Source organism: Rubrivivax albus, from assembly GCF_004016515.1.
Lineage (GTDB): Bacteria > Pseudomonadota > Gammaproteobacteria > Burkholderiales > Burkholderiaceae_C > Rubrivivax > Rubrivivax albus.
In genome coordinates this window covers 92,490-106,160 of the sequence record NZ_SACT01000005.1, presented here as the reverse complement: position 1 = coordinate 106,160, position 13,671 = coordinate 92,490, and the positions used below count along the sequence as shown (strand labels likewise).

Here is a 13,671-nt window from a genome sequence, read left to right as displayed (position 1 = left end):
ATCAGTCTTCGCCGCCGAAGATGCCCAGCAGCGAGAGCAGGGCCTGGAACACGTTGTAGATGCTCAGGTACACGCCCAGCGTGGCGGTGATGTAGTTCGTCTCAAGGCCGTCCTGCACACGCTTGAGGTCGTGCAGGATGAAGGCCGAGAAAATGCCGATCACCAACACCGACAGTGTGATCATCAGCGCGCTGGACTGGATGAAGAAGTTGGCGATGCCGGCCACCAGCACCATCACGGCACCGATCATCAGCCACTTGCCCATCGCGCTCAGGTCGCGCTTGATCACCGTGCTCAGCGACGCCATCGTGAAGAAGATGGCGGCCGTGCCGGCGAAGGCGGTCATGATCAGGCTCATGCCGTTGGCCAGGCCCAGCACGACGCCGATCAGGCGCGCCAGCATGATGCCCATGAAGAACGTGAACGCCAGCAGCACCGGCACGCCGGCGGCGGAGTTCTTGGTCTTCTCGATGGCGAACATGAAGCCGAAGGCGCCGACCAGGAACACGACGAGGCCGATACCCGGCGACATGGCCGCCGCCAGCCCGGTGCTCACCCCGATCCAGGCACCCAGCACCGTGGGCACCATCGACAGGGCCAGCAGCCAGTAGGTGTTGCGCAGGACGCGGTTGCGTTGCGACGAGAGTGCGCCTGCGCCCGCGTGGCCGGGGTAGGTTTGCACGTTGTCGATCATCGAAGAGCCTCCAGGGGTGGGGGTTGTGGATACAGGTCCAGCGGTGGACTTGTCGAAAGTCATTTTAGTTCCCGTCATCAATCCGGGCGCTATCGTTGTCCGTATTCACGACGAGGAATCTGACCATGAAATCCAAACCCACCCTGGAACTGGCCGACATCAAGCGCATCGCTGCCGCCGCGGAGGCCGAGGCCCTGGCCAACGGCTGGGCGGTGAGCATCGCCATCGTCGATGACGGCGGCCACCTGCTGTGGCTGCAGCGCCTGGACGGCGCCGCGCCGATCTCGGCGCAGATCGCCCCGGCCAAGGCCAACACCGCGGCGCTGGGCCGGCGCGAGAGCCGTGTCTACGAAGAGACGATCAACCAGGGGCGCACCTCGTTCCTCAGCGCGCCGGCTCTGCGCGGCATGCTCGAGGGCGGCGTGCCGATCATCGTCGATGGGCACCACCTTGGTGCAGTGGGGGTCAGCGGGGTCCAGAGCCAACAGGATGCCCAGATCGCGCGCGCCGGCATCGCGGCGTTGACGGCCAGCTGAGGTCTCCCGGCACCGCCGGCGGCTGAGGGTTGTCCCGGGGAAGAGTGCTGGACAGGCTATACTTCGGCGGTTTACCTGCCAACAGCGCAGCCTAGCGAAATCCGCCTTCGGTTTCCTCAGGACGGCCTGCCGCCCAGCCCATCCGGCCGGCGCGGCGGCCGGGCTGGGCTGCACACACCGGAGCCATTGTCTTGCTGCCTGTCCTGCCCCCCGCCCTCCTGGCACTTGCAGACGGCTCGACCTTCCTGGGCACCTCGATCGGCGCGGCCGGTCGCACGGTGGGCGAGGTGGTGTTCAACACCGCGCTCACCGGCTACCAGGAGATCCTCACCGACCCGTCGTACTGCCGGCAGATCGTCACGTTGACGTATCCGCACATCGGCAACTACGGGGTCAGCGACGAGGACGTCGAAGCCCGCCGCGTGCATGCCGCCGGCCTCGTGATCCGCGACCTGCCGCGGCGCGCGTCCAGCTTCCGCGCCAGCCGCACGCTGCCGGAGTACCTGCGCGCCGAGGGCACGGTGGCCATCGCCGACATCGACACCCGGCGCCTGACGCGCCGGCTGCGCACCACCGGTGCGCAGAACGGCTGCATCATGGCCTTCGAACCGGGCATGGCGATCGACGAGACGCGCATCGCCGAGGCCGTGGCTGCGGCCCGCGCTGCACCGTCGATGGCGGGCCAGGATCTGGCCCAGGTCGTCACCACCGACACCGCGTACGACTGGCGGACCACGGAGTGGGCGCTGGGCCAGGGCTACGGCACGCAGGACGCGCCGCGCTTCCACGTCGTGGCCTACGACTTCGGCGTCAAGCACAACATCCTGCGCATGCTGGCCAGCCGCGGCTGCCGGCTGACGGTGGTGCCGGCGCAGACGCCGGCGGCCGACGTGCTGGCGATGAAGCCGGACGGCATCTTCCTGTCCAACGGCCCGGGCGACCCGGAGCCCTGCGACTACGCCATCGCCGCGGCACGCGACCTGATCGAATCCGGCCTGCCCACCTTCGGCATCTGCCTGGGTCACCAGATCATGGCGCTGGCCTCGGGTGCGAAGACCTTCAAGATGAAGTTCGGCCACCACGGGGCCAACCACCCGGTGAAGGACCTGGACAACGGCCGCGTCAGCATCACCAGCCAGAACCACGGCTTCGCGGTGGATGCGCAATCGCTGCCATCGAACCTGCGCCCCACGCATGTGAGCCTGTTCGACGGCACGCTGCAGGGCCTGGCGAGAACCGACAAGCCGGCCTTCTGCTTCCAGGGCCACCCCGAGGCCAGCCCGGGCCCGCACGACATCGGCTACCTGTTCGATCGCTTCGTGAATCTGATGGAGAAGAAGATGGAGCCCCCAAGCTCACTGCGTTCGCGGCCCCCCGAGGGGGCAGCGTCCTCCCTTGGGGCGGCCCGGCGGGAGGACTGAGATGCCGAAGCGCACCGATATCCAGAGCATCCTCATCATCGGCGCCGGCCCGATCGTCATCGGCCAGGCCTGCGAGTTCGACTACTCCGGCGCCCAGGCCTGCAAGGCGCTGCGCGAGGAGGGCTACCGCGTCATCCTCGTCAACAGCAACCCGGCGACGATCATGACCGACCCCGGCATGGCCGACGCCACCTACATCGAGCCCATCACCTGGCCGGTGCTGGAACGCATCATCGCCAAGGAGCGGCCGGACGCCATCCTGCCGACGATGGGCGGCCAAACGGCGCTGAACTGCGCGCTGGACCTGCACCGCAATGGCGTGCTGGCGAAGTATGGCGTCGAGATGATCGGCGCCAACGAACACGCGATCGAGAAGGCCGAGGACCGCCTGAAGTTCAAGGACGCGATGACCAAGATCGGTCTCGGCTCGGCCAAGAGCGGCATCGCGCACAGCATGGAGGAAGCCTGGGCGGTGCAGAAGCGCATCCAGGCCGAGACCGGCAGCACCGGCTTCCCGATGGTCATCCGCCCGAGCTTCACGATGGGCGGCACCGGCGGCGGCATCGCCTACAACCCGGAGGAGTTCGAGGAGATCTGCAAGCGCGGCATCGACCTCTCGCCGACCAATGAACTGCTGATCGAGGAGAGCCTGATCGGCTGGAAGGAGTACGAGATGGAGGTGGTCCGCGACCGTGCGGACAACTGCATCATCGTCTGCTCGATCGAGAACCTGGACCCGATGGGCATCCACACCGGGGATTCCATCACCGTGGCCCCGGCGCAGACGCTGACCGACAAGGAATACCAGCTGATGCGCGACGCCTCGATCGCGATCCTGCGCGAGATCGGCGTCGACACTGGTGGTTCCAACGTGCAGTTCTCGATCGACCCGAAGACCGGGCGCATGATCGTCATCGAGATGAACCCGCGCGTGAGCCGAAGCTCGGCGCTGGCGTCCAAGGCCACCGGCTTCCCGATCGCCAAGATCGCGGCCAAGCTGGCGGTGGGCTACACGCTGGACGAGTTGAAGAACGACATCACTGGCGGCGCCACGCCGGCGTCGTTCGAGCCCAGCATCGACTACGTGGTCACCAAGATCCCGCGTTTCGCCTTCGAGAAGTTCCGCGAGGCCGACCCGCACCTGACCACGCAGATGAAGTCGGTGGGCGAAGTGATGGCCATCGGCCGCACCTTCCAGGAGAGCTTCCAGAAGGCGCTGCGTGGCCTGGAGACGGGCATTTCCGGCCTGGACGAGCGCAGCACCGACCGCGAGGACATCGTTCAGGAGATCGGCGAGCCGGGACCGGAGCGCATCCTGTTCGTCGGCGACGCCTTCCGCATCGGCATGACGCTGGACGAGATCCACGAGGAAACGGCCATCGACCCGTGGTTCCTGGCGCAGATCGAGGAGATCGTCGCCACCGAGGCGCAGGTGAAGAGCCGCACGCTGGCCAGCCTGAGCGCGGCCGAACTGCGGCACCTCAAGCGCATGGGCTTCTCCGACAAGCGCCTGGCCACGCTGATGTCCACTCACCAGCACGCGGTGCGCGCGGCCCGTCATGCGATGGGCGTGCGCCCGGTCTACAAGCGCGTGGACACCTGCGCGGCGGAGTTCGCCACCGAGACGGCCTACATGTACTCCACCTACGACGAGGAGTGCGAGGCCGAGCCGTCGACGAAGAAGAAGATCATGGTGCTGGGCGGCGGCCCCAACCGCATCGGCCAGGGCATCGAGTTCGACTACTGCTGCGTGCACGCGGCCTTCGCGATGCGCGAGGACGGGTACGAGACCATCATGGTCAACTGCAACCCGGAGACCGTGTCCACCGACTACGACACCAGTGACCGCCTGTACTTCGAGCCGGTGACGCTGGAGGACGTGCTCGAGATCGTCGACAAGGAAAAGCCGACCGGCGTCATCGTGCAGTACGGCGGCCAGACCCCGCTGAAGCTTGCGCTGGACCTGGAACGTGCCGGCGTGCCCATCATCGGCACCAGCCCCGACAGCATCGACATCGCCGAGGACCGCGAGCGCTTCCAGAAGCTGCTGCACGAACTCGGCCTGAAGCAGCCGCCCAACCGCACCGCGCGCACCGAAGAGGCCGCGCTGCTGATGGCGCAGGAGATCGGCTACCCGCTGGTGGTGCGCCCGAGCTACGTGCTCGGCGGCCGCGCGATGGAGATCGTGCACGGCGACAAGGATCTCGAACGCTACATGCGCGAGGCCGTGCGCGTGTCCGAGAAGAGCCCGGTGCTGCTGGACCGCTTCCTCGACGACGCGGTGGAGGTCGACGTCGACTGCATCGCCGACGGCGACGAGGTCATGATCGGCGGCATCATGGAGCACATCGAGCAAGCCGGCGTGCACAGCGGCGACTCGGCCTGTTCGCTGCCGCCGTACTCGCTGAGCCCCGCGCTGCAGGACGAACTGCGCCGCCAGACCGCGCTGATGGCCAAGGCGCTGGGCGTGGTGGGCCTGATGAACACCCAGTTCGCCATCCAGGGCGAAGGCGACGAGGCGCAGGTCTACGTGCTCGAGGTCAACCCGCGCGCCAGCCGCACCGTGCCCTACGTCAGCAAGGCCACCGGCCAGCCGCTGGCCAAGATCGCCGCGCGCTGCATGGCCGGCACCCGGCTGCGCGACCAGCGCGGCACGGACGGCCGCGCACCGCGCGAGGTGATCCCGCCGTACTTCAGCGTCAAGGAGGCGGTGTTCCCGTTCAACAAGTTCCCGGGCGTGGACCCGGTGCTCGGCCCGGAGATGCGCTCCACCGGCGAGGTCATGGGTGTGGGCACGACCTTCGGCGAGGCCATGCTCAAGAGCCAGCTCGGCGCCGGCTCCAAGCTGCCGGACGAGGGCACGGTGGTCATCACCGTCAAGGATGCCGACAAGGACCGCGCCGTCAAGGTGGCGTCCGACCTCGTGAACCTGGGCTTCCGCATCGTGGCCACCAAGGGCACGGCCGCGGCCATCGCCGAGACCGGCGTGCCGGTGACGTTGGTCAACAAGGTCAAGGACGGCCGGCCGCACATCGCCGACATGGTCAAGGCCGGCGAGATCCAGCTGGTGTTCACCACCGTCGATGAAACGCGCACCGCAATTGCGGACTCCCGCTACATCCGCACCGCCGCCATCGCCAACCGCGTGAGCTACTACACCACGATGGCCGGCTGCGAGGCCGTGACCGAGGCGCTCAAGCACGACGACGACCTCAGCGTGCTGTCGCTGCAGGAACTGCACGCCGAACTGACTTAAACTACGCGCACATTCCGCCGCAGGGCAGGCTTCACGGGTGACCGTCCAGCCGCTTGCGGCGGTCTTGCTTTTGGCTGATCAGGAATTCCCATGCCCACCATCCCTCTGACCCAACGCGGCGCCGAGAAGCTGAAGGAAGAGCTGCACCGGCTGAAGACCGTGGAGCGCCATGCCGTGATCCAGGCCATCGCCGAGGCCCGTGCCCAGGGTGACCTGTCGGAGAACGCCGAGTACGACGCGGCCAAGGACAAGCAGGGCTTCATCGAAGGCCGCATCCAGGAACTCGAAGGCAAGCTGGCCGCGGCCCAGGTCATCGACCCGTCGTCGCTGGACGCGGGTGGCAAGGTGGTGTTCGGCGCCACCGTCGACCTCGAGGACGAGGACAGCGGCGCCAAGGCCACCTACCAGATCGTCGGCGACGACGAGGCCGACCTGAAGCTCGGTCTGATCTCCATCAGCAGCCCGATCGCGCGTGCGCTCATCGGCAAGGAAGCCGGCGACGTGGCCGAGGTACAGGCGCCCGGTGGCCTGAAGCACTGGGAGATCATCGCCGTCCGCTACGTCTGAGCCAACAGAGCGCTATGGCCGAGCGCCTGCGAAGACTGCTGCCCGGCCTCTGGGCCGGCTTCCTGCTGTGCGTGGCAGCGGTGGCCACGCCAGCGGCCTTTGCGCTGCTGCAGCGGCCCGATGCCGGGCGCATGGTGGCGCGCATCCTGGGCCAGGAGGCCTACGTGAGCCTGGCGCTGGCCCTGCTGCTGCTGATGCTGGAACGGATCGCGGCCCGTGATGACGCAGAGGCCGGCCGCGGCAGCCAGTTCAGCGTGGGCATGGGCCTGGCCGCCGGCGCGCTGTTCTGCACCGTGGCCGGGTACTTTGGCGTGCAGCCGATGATGGATGCGGCACGGGCCGGGCAGGGCAGCCTGAGTTTCGGCCAGCTGCACGCCATCAGCAGCGCCTTCTACGGCGTCAAGCTGCTCCTGGTGCTGGCGCTGGCCTGGCGCGCGGCCCGCCCCCCGGTCAGCCCAGCGTCTTCTTCTTGACGCCGCCAGCCGCGCGCGGCTTGGCGCGCTTGATCAGGCCGCCGGCGGTCACGCGCTCGTTGCCCAGCACCTTGACCTTCTTGACCGTGGCCCGATGGTTGCCGCTCTTGGAGAACTTGACCAGCTTGACCACGCGCGGGCCGGCGCCACGGTCGACCGCTTCCGGCGCGGCCTTCAGGGGGATCGGCCGCCACAGCACCAGCAGCTTGCCGATGTGCTGGATGGGCGCGGCGTTCAGCCGGTCGGCCAGCGTGGCCAGCAACGCTTCACGGGTGGCCCGGTCGTCTGAGAACACCCGCACCTTGATCAGGCCGTGGGCCTTGAGCGCCGCGTCGGCTTCCTTGGCGACCGCATCGGTCAGGCCCTCGGCACCGATCATGACGACCGGGTCGAGGTGGTGGGCGGCGGCGCGGTGTTCCTTGCGCTGCGCCGGGGAGAGAACGATGGCGGGCATCTGCCTATTATCCGGTCGGAATCCCGGCCCCACGGCGAGAACTGCGGTGAATCGATGAAGTCGTCCAAGTCCAAGAAGGTCAACCGCGCCTGGCTGCACGACCACCTGACCGATCCCTACGTCAAACTGGCGCAGAAGGAGGGCTACCGCGCGCGCGCGGCGTACAAGCTCAAGGAAATCGACGAGACGCTCAAGCTGGTCAAGCCCGGCCAGGTCGTGGTGGACCTGGGTGCGGCGCCAGGCGCCTGGAGCCAGTACCTGCGACGCAAGCTGGGCACCACGGGCACCATCATCGCGCTGGACCTGCTGGACTTCGAGCCGGTGGACGGGGTCACCTTCCTGCAGGGCGATTTCCGCGAGGACGAGGTCACGGCCTCGCTGGAGGCCGAGCTGGCCGGCCGCCCGGTGGACCTGGTGGTGTCCGACATGGCGCCCAACCTGTCGGGCATCCCGGCGTCGGATGCAGCACGCATTTCTCACCTGGTCGAGCTGGCTGTGGAGTTCGCCACCCGCCACCTGCGCCCGGAAGGCGCGCTGGTGTGCAAGGTCTTTCACGGCAGCGGCTACAGTCAGCTGGTGGCCCTCTTCAAGCAGCACTTCCGGGTCGTCAAGCCGATCAAGCCCAAGGCGTCGCGCGACCGATCGGCGGAAACCTTTGTCGTCGGCATGGGTCTGAAGGCGCGGCGGTCCGAATAGCGCCGGTTTTCACTATGTTTCCGATAGTCCCCGATCAAGGGCGCAAACCCTTGCCTGAACTAGAATTGGCCATATATGCCGATGGTCCGGCGTGCATTGCCTTCGGCAGCGTGCTGGCCGCCATCGTCTTCAAGGAGCCCCGGTGAACAATCAATGGTTTTCGAAGGTCGCAGTCTGGCTGGTGATCGCGCTCGTGCTGTTCACCGTGTTCAAGCAGTTCGACCGCACGACGACCGCCGGCAACCAGATCGCGTATTCGGACTTCCTCGATGAGGTGCGCGCCGGGCGCATCAAGTCGGTGACGCTGCAGGAAGGCAACGGCGGCACCGAGATCGTGGCGCTCACGAGCGACGACCGCCGCGTGCGCAGCACCGCGACCTACCTTGACCGCGGGTTGGTCGGTGACCTGATCAACAACAACGTCAAGTTCGACGTGCGCCCGCGCGAGGAGCCCTCGCTGCTGATGAGCATCCTCGTCAGCTGGGGCCCCATGCTGCTGCTGATCGGCGTGTGGATCTACTTCATGCGCCAGATGCAGGGCGGCGGCAAGGGCGGTGCCTTCAGCTTCGGCAAGAGCAAGGCGCGCATGCTCGACGAGAGCAACAACACCACCACCTTCGCCGACGTCGCGGGCTGCGACGAGGCCAAGGAGGAGGTCAAGGAACTCGTCGACTTCCTCAAGGACCCGCAGAAGTTCCAGAAGCTCGGTGGCCGCATCCCGCGCGGCGTGCTGCTCGTCGGCCCTCCGGGCACCGGCAAGACGCTGCTGGCCAAGGCCATCGCCGGCGAGGCCAAGGTGCCGTTCTTCAGCATCAGCGGGTCGGACTTCGTCGAGATGTTCGTCGGCGTCGGCGCGGCGCGCGTGCGCGACATGTTCGAGCAGGCCAAGAAGAGCGCGCCCTGCATCATCTTCGTCGACGAGATCGACGCCGTCGGTCGCCACCGTGGTGCCGGCCTGGGCGGCGGCAACGACGAGCGCGAGCAGACGCTCAACCAGATGCTCGTCGAGATGGACGGCTTCGAGACCAACCTCGGCGTCATCGTGATGGCGGCCACCAACCGGCCCGACATCCTGGACCCGGCGCTGCTGCGCCCGGGCCGCTTCGACCGCCAGGTCTACGTGACCCTTCCTGACGTGCGCGGCCGCGAGCAGATCCTGGGCGTGCACATGCGCAAGGTGCCGGTCGGCAGCGACATCAAGGCCGACATCCTGGCCCGCGGCACGCCCGGTTTCAGCGGTGCCGACCTGGCCAACCTGGTCAACGAGGCGGCCCTGTTCGCCGCGCGGCGCAACGCCCGCGTGGTGGAGATGGTCGACTTCGAGAAGGCCAAGGACAAGATCATGATGGGCCCCGAGCGCAAGTCCATGGTCATGCCCGAGGAGGAGCGGAAGAACACCGCCTACCACGAGGCCGGCCACGCTCTGGTGGCGCGCCTGATGCCCAAGACCGATCCGGTGCACAAGGTGACCGTGATCCCGCGCGGTCGCGCGCTGGGGGTCACCATGCAGTTGCCGGAGACCGACCGCTACAGCATGGACAAGGAGCGCATGCTCAGCACGATCAGCGTGCTGTTCGGCGGCCGCATCGCCGAGGAGGTCTTCATGAACCAGATGACCACCGGCGCCAGCAACGACTTCGAGCGCGCCACCTCCATCGCCCGCGACATGGTCATGCGCTACGGCATGACCGACGAGCTGGGCCCCATGGTCTATGCCGAGAACGAGGGCGAGGTCTTCCTTGGCCGCAGCGTGACCAAGACGACCAACATGTCCGAGGCCACGATGCAGAAGGTGGACCGCGAGGTGCGCCGGATCATCGACGAGCAGTACGCCATGGCGCGCCAGCTCATCGAGTCCAACCAGGACAAGATGCACGCGATGGCCCAGGCCCTGCTGGAGTGGGAAACCATCGACAGCGAGCAGATCGACGACATCATGGGCGGCAAGCCACCGCGGCCACCGAAGGACTGGACGCCTTCGTCGTCCAAGCCGGGTGGTGGCAGCACGCCGCCGGTGAATCCCGACGGCGCGCCGGCTGCGGCCTGAGTCGACCGCAGACCGTTCCCTACGGGGCCTGGCCAACGCCGGGCCCCGTTTCTGTTTCTGCGAGCCAAACCGCATGCACTGGCAGACCACCCGCTACCGCATCGACCTCACGCGCCCGCGCGTGATGGGCATCGTCAACATCACGCCCGACTCGTTCTCAGACGGCGGCCGCTTCCTGGCGCCCGGCGAAGCCATCGCGCACGCCGAGCGACTGGTGCGTGACGGTGCACACATCCTGGACCTGGGCGCGGAGTCGACGCGGCCCGGTGCGCGAAGCCCCGACACCACGGAGGAACTGGCCCGGCTGATGCCGGTGCTGCGTGAGGTGGTGAGCCTGGGCGTGCCGGTGTCGGTGGACACCAGCAACCCCGAGGTGATCCGCGCCGTGCTGGACGCGGGCGTCGACATCGTCAACGACGTGCGGTCGCTGGCCCGGCCCGGCGCGCTGCAGGCCGTGGCGTCCCATCCGGCGGCAGGTCTGTGCCTCATGCACATGCACGGCGAGCCGGCCACGATGCAGGCCGAGGTGCCCGACTACCCCGATGTCGTGGCCGACGTGCGTGACTTCCTGCGCAAGCGGATGGCCGCCGCGGTGGCCTCGGGCATTGCCCCCGAGCGTATCGTGCTGGATCCCGGCATCGGCTTCGCCAAGACGCCGGCACACAACCTGGCACTGCTGCGGCGGCAGCGGGAACTGCTGGCTTTGCAGCGGCCGATGCTGCTGGGCTGGTCACGCAAGTCGACGCTGGGTGCGCTGACAGGCCGGCCGGCCGCGCAGCGGGTGGCGGCCAGCGTGGCGGCCGCGGTGCTCGCGGTCCATGAGGGGGCCCGCATCGTGCGCGTGCACGACGTGGCCGAGACCGTGGACGCACTGAAGGTATGGGCGGCGGCCTTCGGGCCGCCGGCAGGACAGGCTGAGGAGGAAGAAGAATGAGCAGACGCTACTTTGGCACCGACGGCATCCGCGGTACCGTCGGCACGGCACCGATCACGCCCGACTTCATGCTCCGGCTGGGGCATGCGGTGGGCCGCGTGCTGCGCCGCTCCCATGAGCGGCCGACCGTGCTCATCGGCAAGGACACGCGGCTGTCGGGCTACATGATCGAGTCGGCGCTGGAGGCCGGCTTCGCTTCTGCCGGCGTCGATGTGCTGCTCAGCGGCCCGCTGCCGACGCCAGGCGTGGCCTACCTCGTGCGCGCCCTGCGCCTGGACCTGGGCGTCGTGATCAGCGCCTCACACAACCCGTTCGACGACAACGGCATCAAGTTCTTCTCTGCCGACGGCACCAAACTGCCCGACGGCTGGGAGCTCGAGGTCGAGGCAGCGATGGACGAAGAGCCGTCCTGGGTGCACTCGTCGGCGCTGGGCAAGGCGCGCCGGTTGGAGGACGCCTCCGGCCGCTACATCGAGTTCTGCAAGAGCACCATTCCGCACTCGATGTCGCTGCGCGGCATGACGGTGGTGGTGGACGCGGCCCATGGAGCGGCCTACCATGTGGCGCCCGATGTCTTCCACGAGCTGGGCGCCGAAGTGATCCGCCTGGGCTGCGAGCCCGACGGCACCAACATCAACGAAGGGGTTGGCGCCACAGCGCCCGAGGCGCTGGTGGACATGGTGAAGAAGCACGGTGCAGACTACGGCATCGCGCTCGACGGCGACGCCGACCGGCTGCAGCTGGTGGACGGCGACGGCCGCCTCTACAACGGCGACGAACTGCTCTACGTGATGGCGGCCGACCGCCTGAACCAGCAGCGCCCGGTGCCCGGTGTCGTCGGCACGCTGATGACGAACATGGCCGTCGAGCTGGCCCTTCAGGCGCGCGACGTGCCGCTGGTACGCGCCAAGGTGGGCGACCGCTACGTGCTGGAGGAACTCACGGCCAGAGGGTGGCAATTGGGGGGCGAGGGTTCCGGCCACCTGCTGGCGCTGGACCGTCACACCACCGGTGATGGCATCGTCAGTGCGCTGCAGGTGCTGCACGCGGTGCAGCGCGGCGGACGTTCCCTGGCGCAGTGGCTGGACGAGGTCACGCTGTTTCCGCAGACCCTGATCAACGTGCGCCTGCCGCGGCTGGACGGCTGGCAGCAGCACGCGGGCCTCGCCCGCGAGCGCGAAGCCGTCGAACGGGAACTGGCCTCGCGGGGCCGCGTGCTGATCCGCGCGTCGGGCACCGAGCCGGTGCTGCGGGTGATGGTGGAAGCGCAGGATCCGGCGCTGGCGCGCCGCTGCGCTGAACGGCTGGCGGCCGCCCTGACGGCCTGAGCACCGCCTCGGCGCCGTCAGCGGTCGCTGACCTCCGGCCCATTGTGGCCCCAGGTGCCATGTGACGACTGTCATAGGACTGTCACAGACAGTCCCTAGCATCTCCTCACGTCGAAACAACACCCGTCGTGAGGTCCCGCATGTCGCACGCCCTGTTCCGCTCCGCCGCCCTGGCGGCCACCGTCGCCCTGGCGGCCCTGTCGGCCCAGGCCCAGGACGTCACCGGTGCCGGTGCCTCCTTCCCGGCGCCGGTCTATGCCAAGTGGGCCGACGCCTACAACAAGGCCACCGGTGCGCGCATCAACTACCAGTCGGTGGGCTCCGGTGCCGGCATCCGGCAGATCAAGGCGAAGACCGTGGACTTCGGCGCGTCGGACGCGCCGCTGACCGACGAGCAGCTCGCCGCCGATGGCCTGATCCAGTTCCCGATGGTCATCGGCGGCGTGGTGCCGGTGGTCAACATCAAGGGCATCGGCCCCGGCCAGATGAAGCTCACCGGCCAGGTGCTGGGCGACATCTACCTGGGCAAGATCAAGCGCTGGAACGACCCGGCGATCGCGGCGCTGAACCCCGGCCTGCCTCTGCCCGACAGCAGCATCGCCCCCGTGCGCCGGGCCGACGGTTCCGGCACCAGCTTCATCTTCACGAACTACCTGTCGAAGGTGAACGCCGAGTGGAAGGCGTCGGTGGGGGAGGGCACGGCGGTCAAGTGGCCCACCGGCGCCGGCGGCAAGGGCAACGAGGGTGTCTCGGCCTTCGTGCAGCGCCTGCCCAACGCCATCGGCTACGTGGAGTACGCCTACGCCAAGCAGAACAAGATGTCCTACGTGCTGTTGCAGAACAAGGATGGCCAGTTCGTGGCGCCGGACGACGCCACGTTCAAGGCTGCCGCCGCCGGTGCGGATTGGGCCCGCAGCTTCTACCAGGTGCTGACCGAGCAGCCCGGCAAGGACAGCTGGCCGATCTCCGGCGCCACCTTCATCCTCATGCACAAGCAGCAGGAGAAGCCCGAGCAGGCGGCCAACGCGCTGAAGTTCTTCCAGTGGGCCTTCGCCAATGGCGACAAGATGGCCGCCGACCTGGATTACGTGCCGCTGCCGGATTCGGTGAAGAACCTGACCCGCCAGCAGTGGAGCCAGGCGCTCAAGGACGCTTCCGGCAAGGCGATCGCCTGGCAGTGACCGGCGTCTGATTTCGTTGTCCGACGGCGCCGGGAGGGTCACTCCCGGCGCTGTCGCACGTGAAGCCCAGCCGTCCTGCAGAAC

The 13,671-nt window shown here is 68.0% G+C and carries 12 protein-coding genes; 10 read left to right on the top strand and 2 right to left on the bottom strand.

What is annotated here, in order from left to right:
- Position 1: 1 nt before the first annotated feature.
- Positions 2 to 694: a Bax inhibitor-1/YccA family protein gene (locus ENE75_RS15595; RefSeq protein WP_128199259.1), complete on the bottom strand. Its 693-nt coding sequence runs from the start codon at positions 692 to 694 to the stop codon at positions 2 to 4.
- A gap of 125 nt (positions 695 to 819) precedes the next feature.
- On the opposite strand from ENE75_RS15595, the gene ENE75_RS15590 reads away from it, so the two are divergent.
- The 5 genes from ENE75_RS15590 to ENE75_RS15570 all read left to right on the top strand — a co-directional run bounded on the left by ENE75_RS15590 (position 820) and on the right by ENE75_RS15570 (position 6,947).
- Positions 820 to 1,230: a GlcG/HbpS family heme-binding protein gene (locus ENE75_RS15590; protein ID WP_128199258.1), complete on the top strand. Its 411-nt coding sequence runs from the start codon at positions 820 to 822 to the stop codon at positions 1,228 to 1,230.
- A gap of 191 nt (positions 1,231 to 1,421) precedes the next feature.
- Positions 1,422 to 2,651 carry a glutamine-hydrolyzing carbamoyl-phosphate synthase small subunit gene (carA, locus tag ENE75_RS15585; protein ID WP_128199257.1) on the top strand — a complete coding sequence of 410 codons (1,230 nt, stop codon included), beginning with the start codon at positions 1,422 to 1,424 and terminating at the stop codon, positions 2,649 to 2,651.
- Between the two features lies 1 nt (position 2,652).
- Entirely contained in the window at positions 2,653 to 5,907 is a 3,255-nt protein-coding gene (gene carB / locus ENE75_RS15580) for a carbamoyl-phosphate synthase large subunit (protein ID WP_128199256.1), read from the top strand.
- 90 nt (positions 5,908 to 5,997) lie between these two features.
- Complete coding sequence (gene greA, locus ENE75_RS15575; protein WP_128199255.1) at positions 5,998 to 6,474, top strand: transcription elongation factor GreA; 477 nt, start codon at positions 5,998 to 6,000, stop codon at positions 6,472 to 6,474.
- Positions 6,475 to 6,488: 14 nt separating this feature from the next.
- Positions 6,489 to 6,947 (top strand): DUF4149 domain-containing protein, encoded by a 459-nt coding sequence (locus ENE75_RS15570; protein ID WP_128199254.1) that lies wholly within the window; start codon positions 6,489 to 6,491, stop codon positions 6,945 to 6,947.
- On the opposite strand, the gene ENE75_RS15565 is transcribed toward ENE75_RS15570, so the two are convergent.
- A complete protein-coding gene (locus ENE75_RS15565) occupies positions 6,925 to 7,401 on the bottom strand; it encodes a YhbY family RNA-binding protein (protein ID WP_128199253.1) in 477 nt (158 codons plus the stop codon). The genes ENE75_RS15570 and ENE75_RS15565 overlap by 23 nt on opposite strands.
- Before the next feature lie 54 nt (positions 7,402 to 7,455).
- Between ENE75_RS15565 and ENE75_RS15560 the strand changes: the two genes are divergently transcribed.
- From ENE75_RS15560 to pstS, 5 genes are all read left to right on the top strand, one after another.
- Entirely contained in the window at positions 7,456 to 8,097 is a 642-nt protein-coding gene (locus ENE75_RS15560; RefSeq protein WP_128199252.1) for an RlmE family RNA methyltransferase, read from the top strand.
- Between the two features lie 142 nt (positions 8,098 to 8,239).
- The gene (ftsH, locus tag ENE75_RS15555) at positions 8,240 to 10,144 is read left to right on the top strand and encodes an ATP-dependent zinc metalloprotease FtsH (protein ID WP_128199251.1); all 1,905 of its coding nucleotides are present in this window, start codon (positions 8,240 to 8,242) and stop codon (positions 10,142 to 10,144) included.
- A 73-nt stretch (positions 10,145 to 10,217) separates the two neighbouring features.
- The gene (gene folP, locus ENE75_RS15550) at positions 10,218 to 11,078 is read left to right on the top strand and encodes a dihydropteroate synthase (RefSeq protein ID WP_128199250.1); all 861 of its coding nucleotides are present in this window, start codon (positions 10,218 to 10,220) and stop codon (positions 11,076 to 11,078) included.
- Complete coding sequence (gene glmM, locus ENE75_RS15545; RefSeq protein ID WP_128199249.1) at positions 11,075 to 12,406, top strand: phosphoglucosamine mutase; 1,332 nt, start codon at positions 11,075 to 11,077, stop codon at positions 12,404 to 12,406. The genes folP and glmM overlap by 4 nt, the downstream gene beginning before the upstream one ends.
- Positions 12,407 to 12,546: 140 nt before the next feature.
- Positions 12,547 to 13,587, top strand: coding sequence for a phosphate ABC transporter substrate-binding protein PstS (gene pstS, locus ENE75_RS15540; RefSeq protein ID WP_128199248.1), 1,041 nt, complete (start codon positions 12,547 to 12,549; stop codon positions 13,585 to 13,587).
- Positions 13,588 to 13,671: the final 84 nt, after the last annotated feature.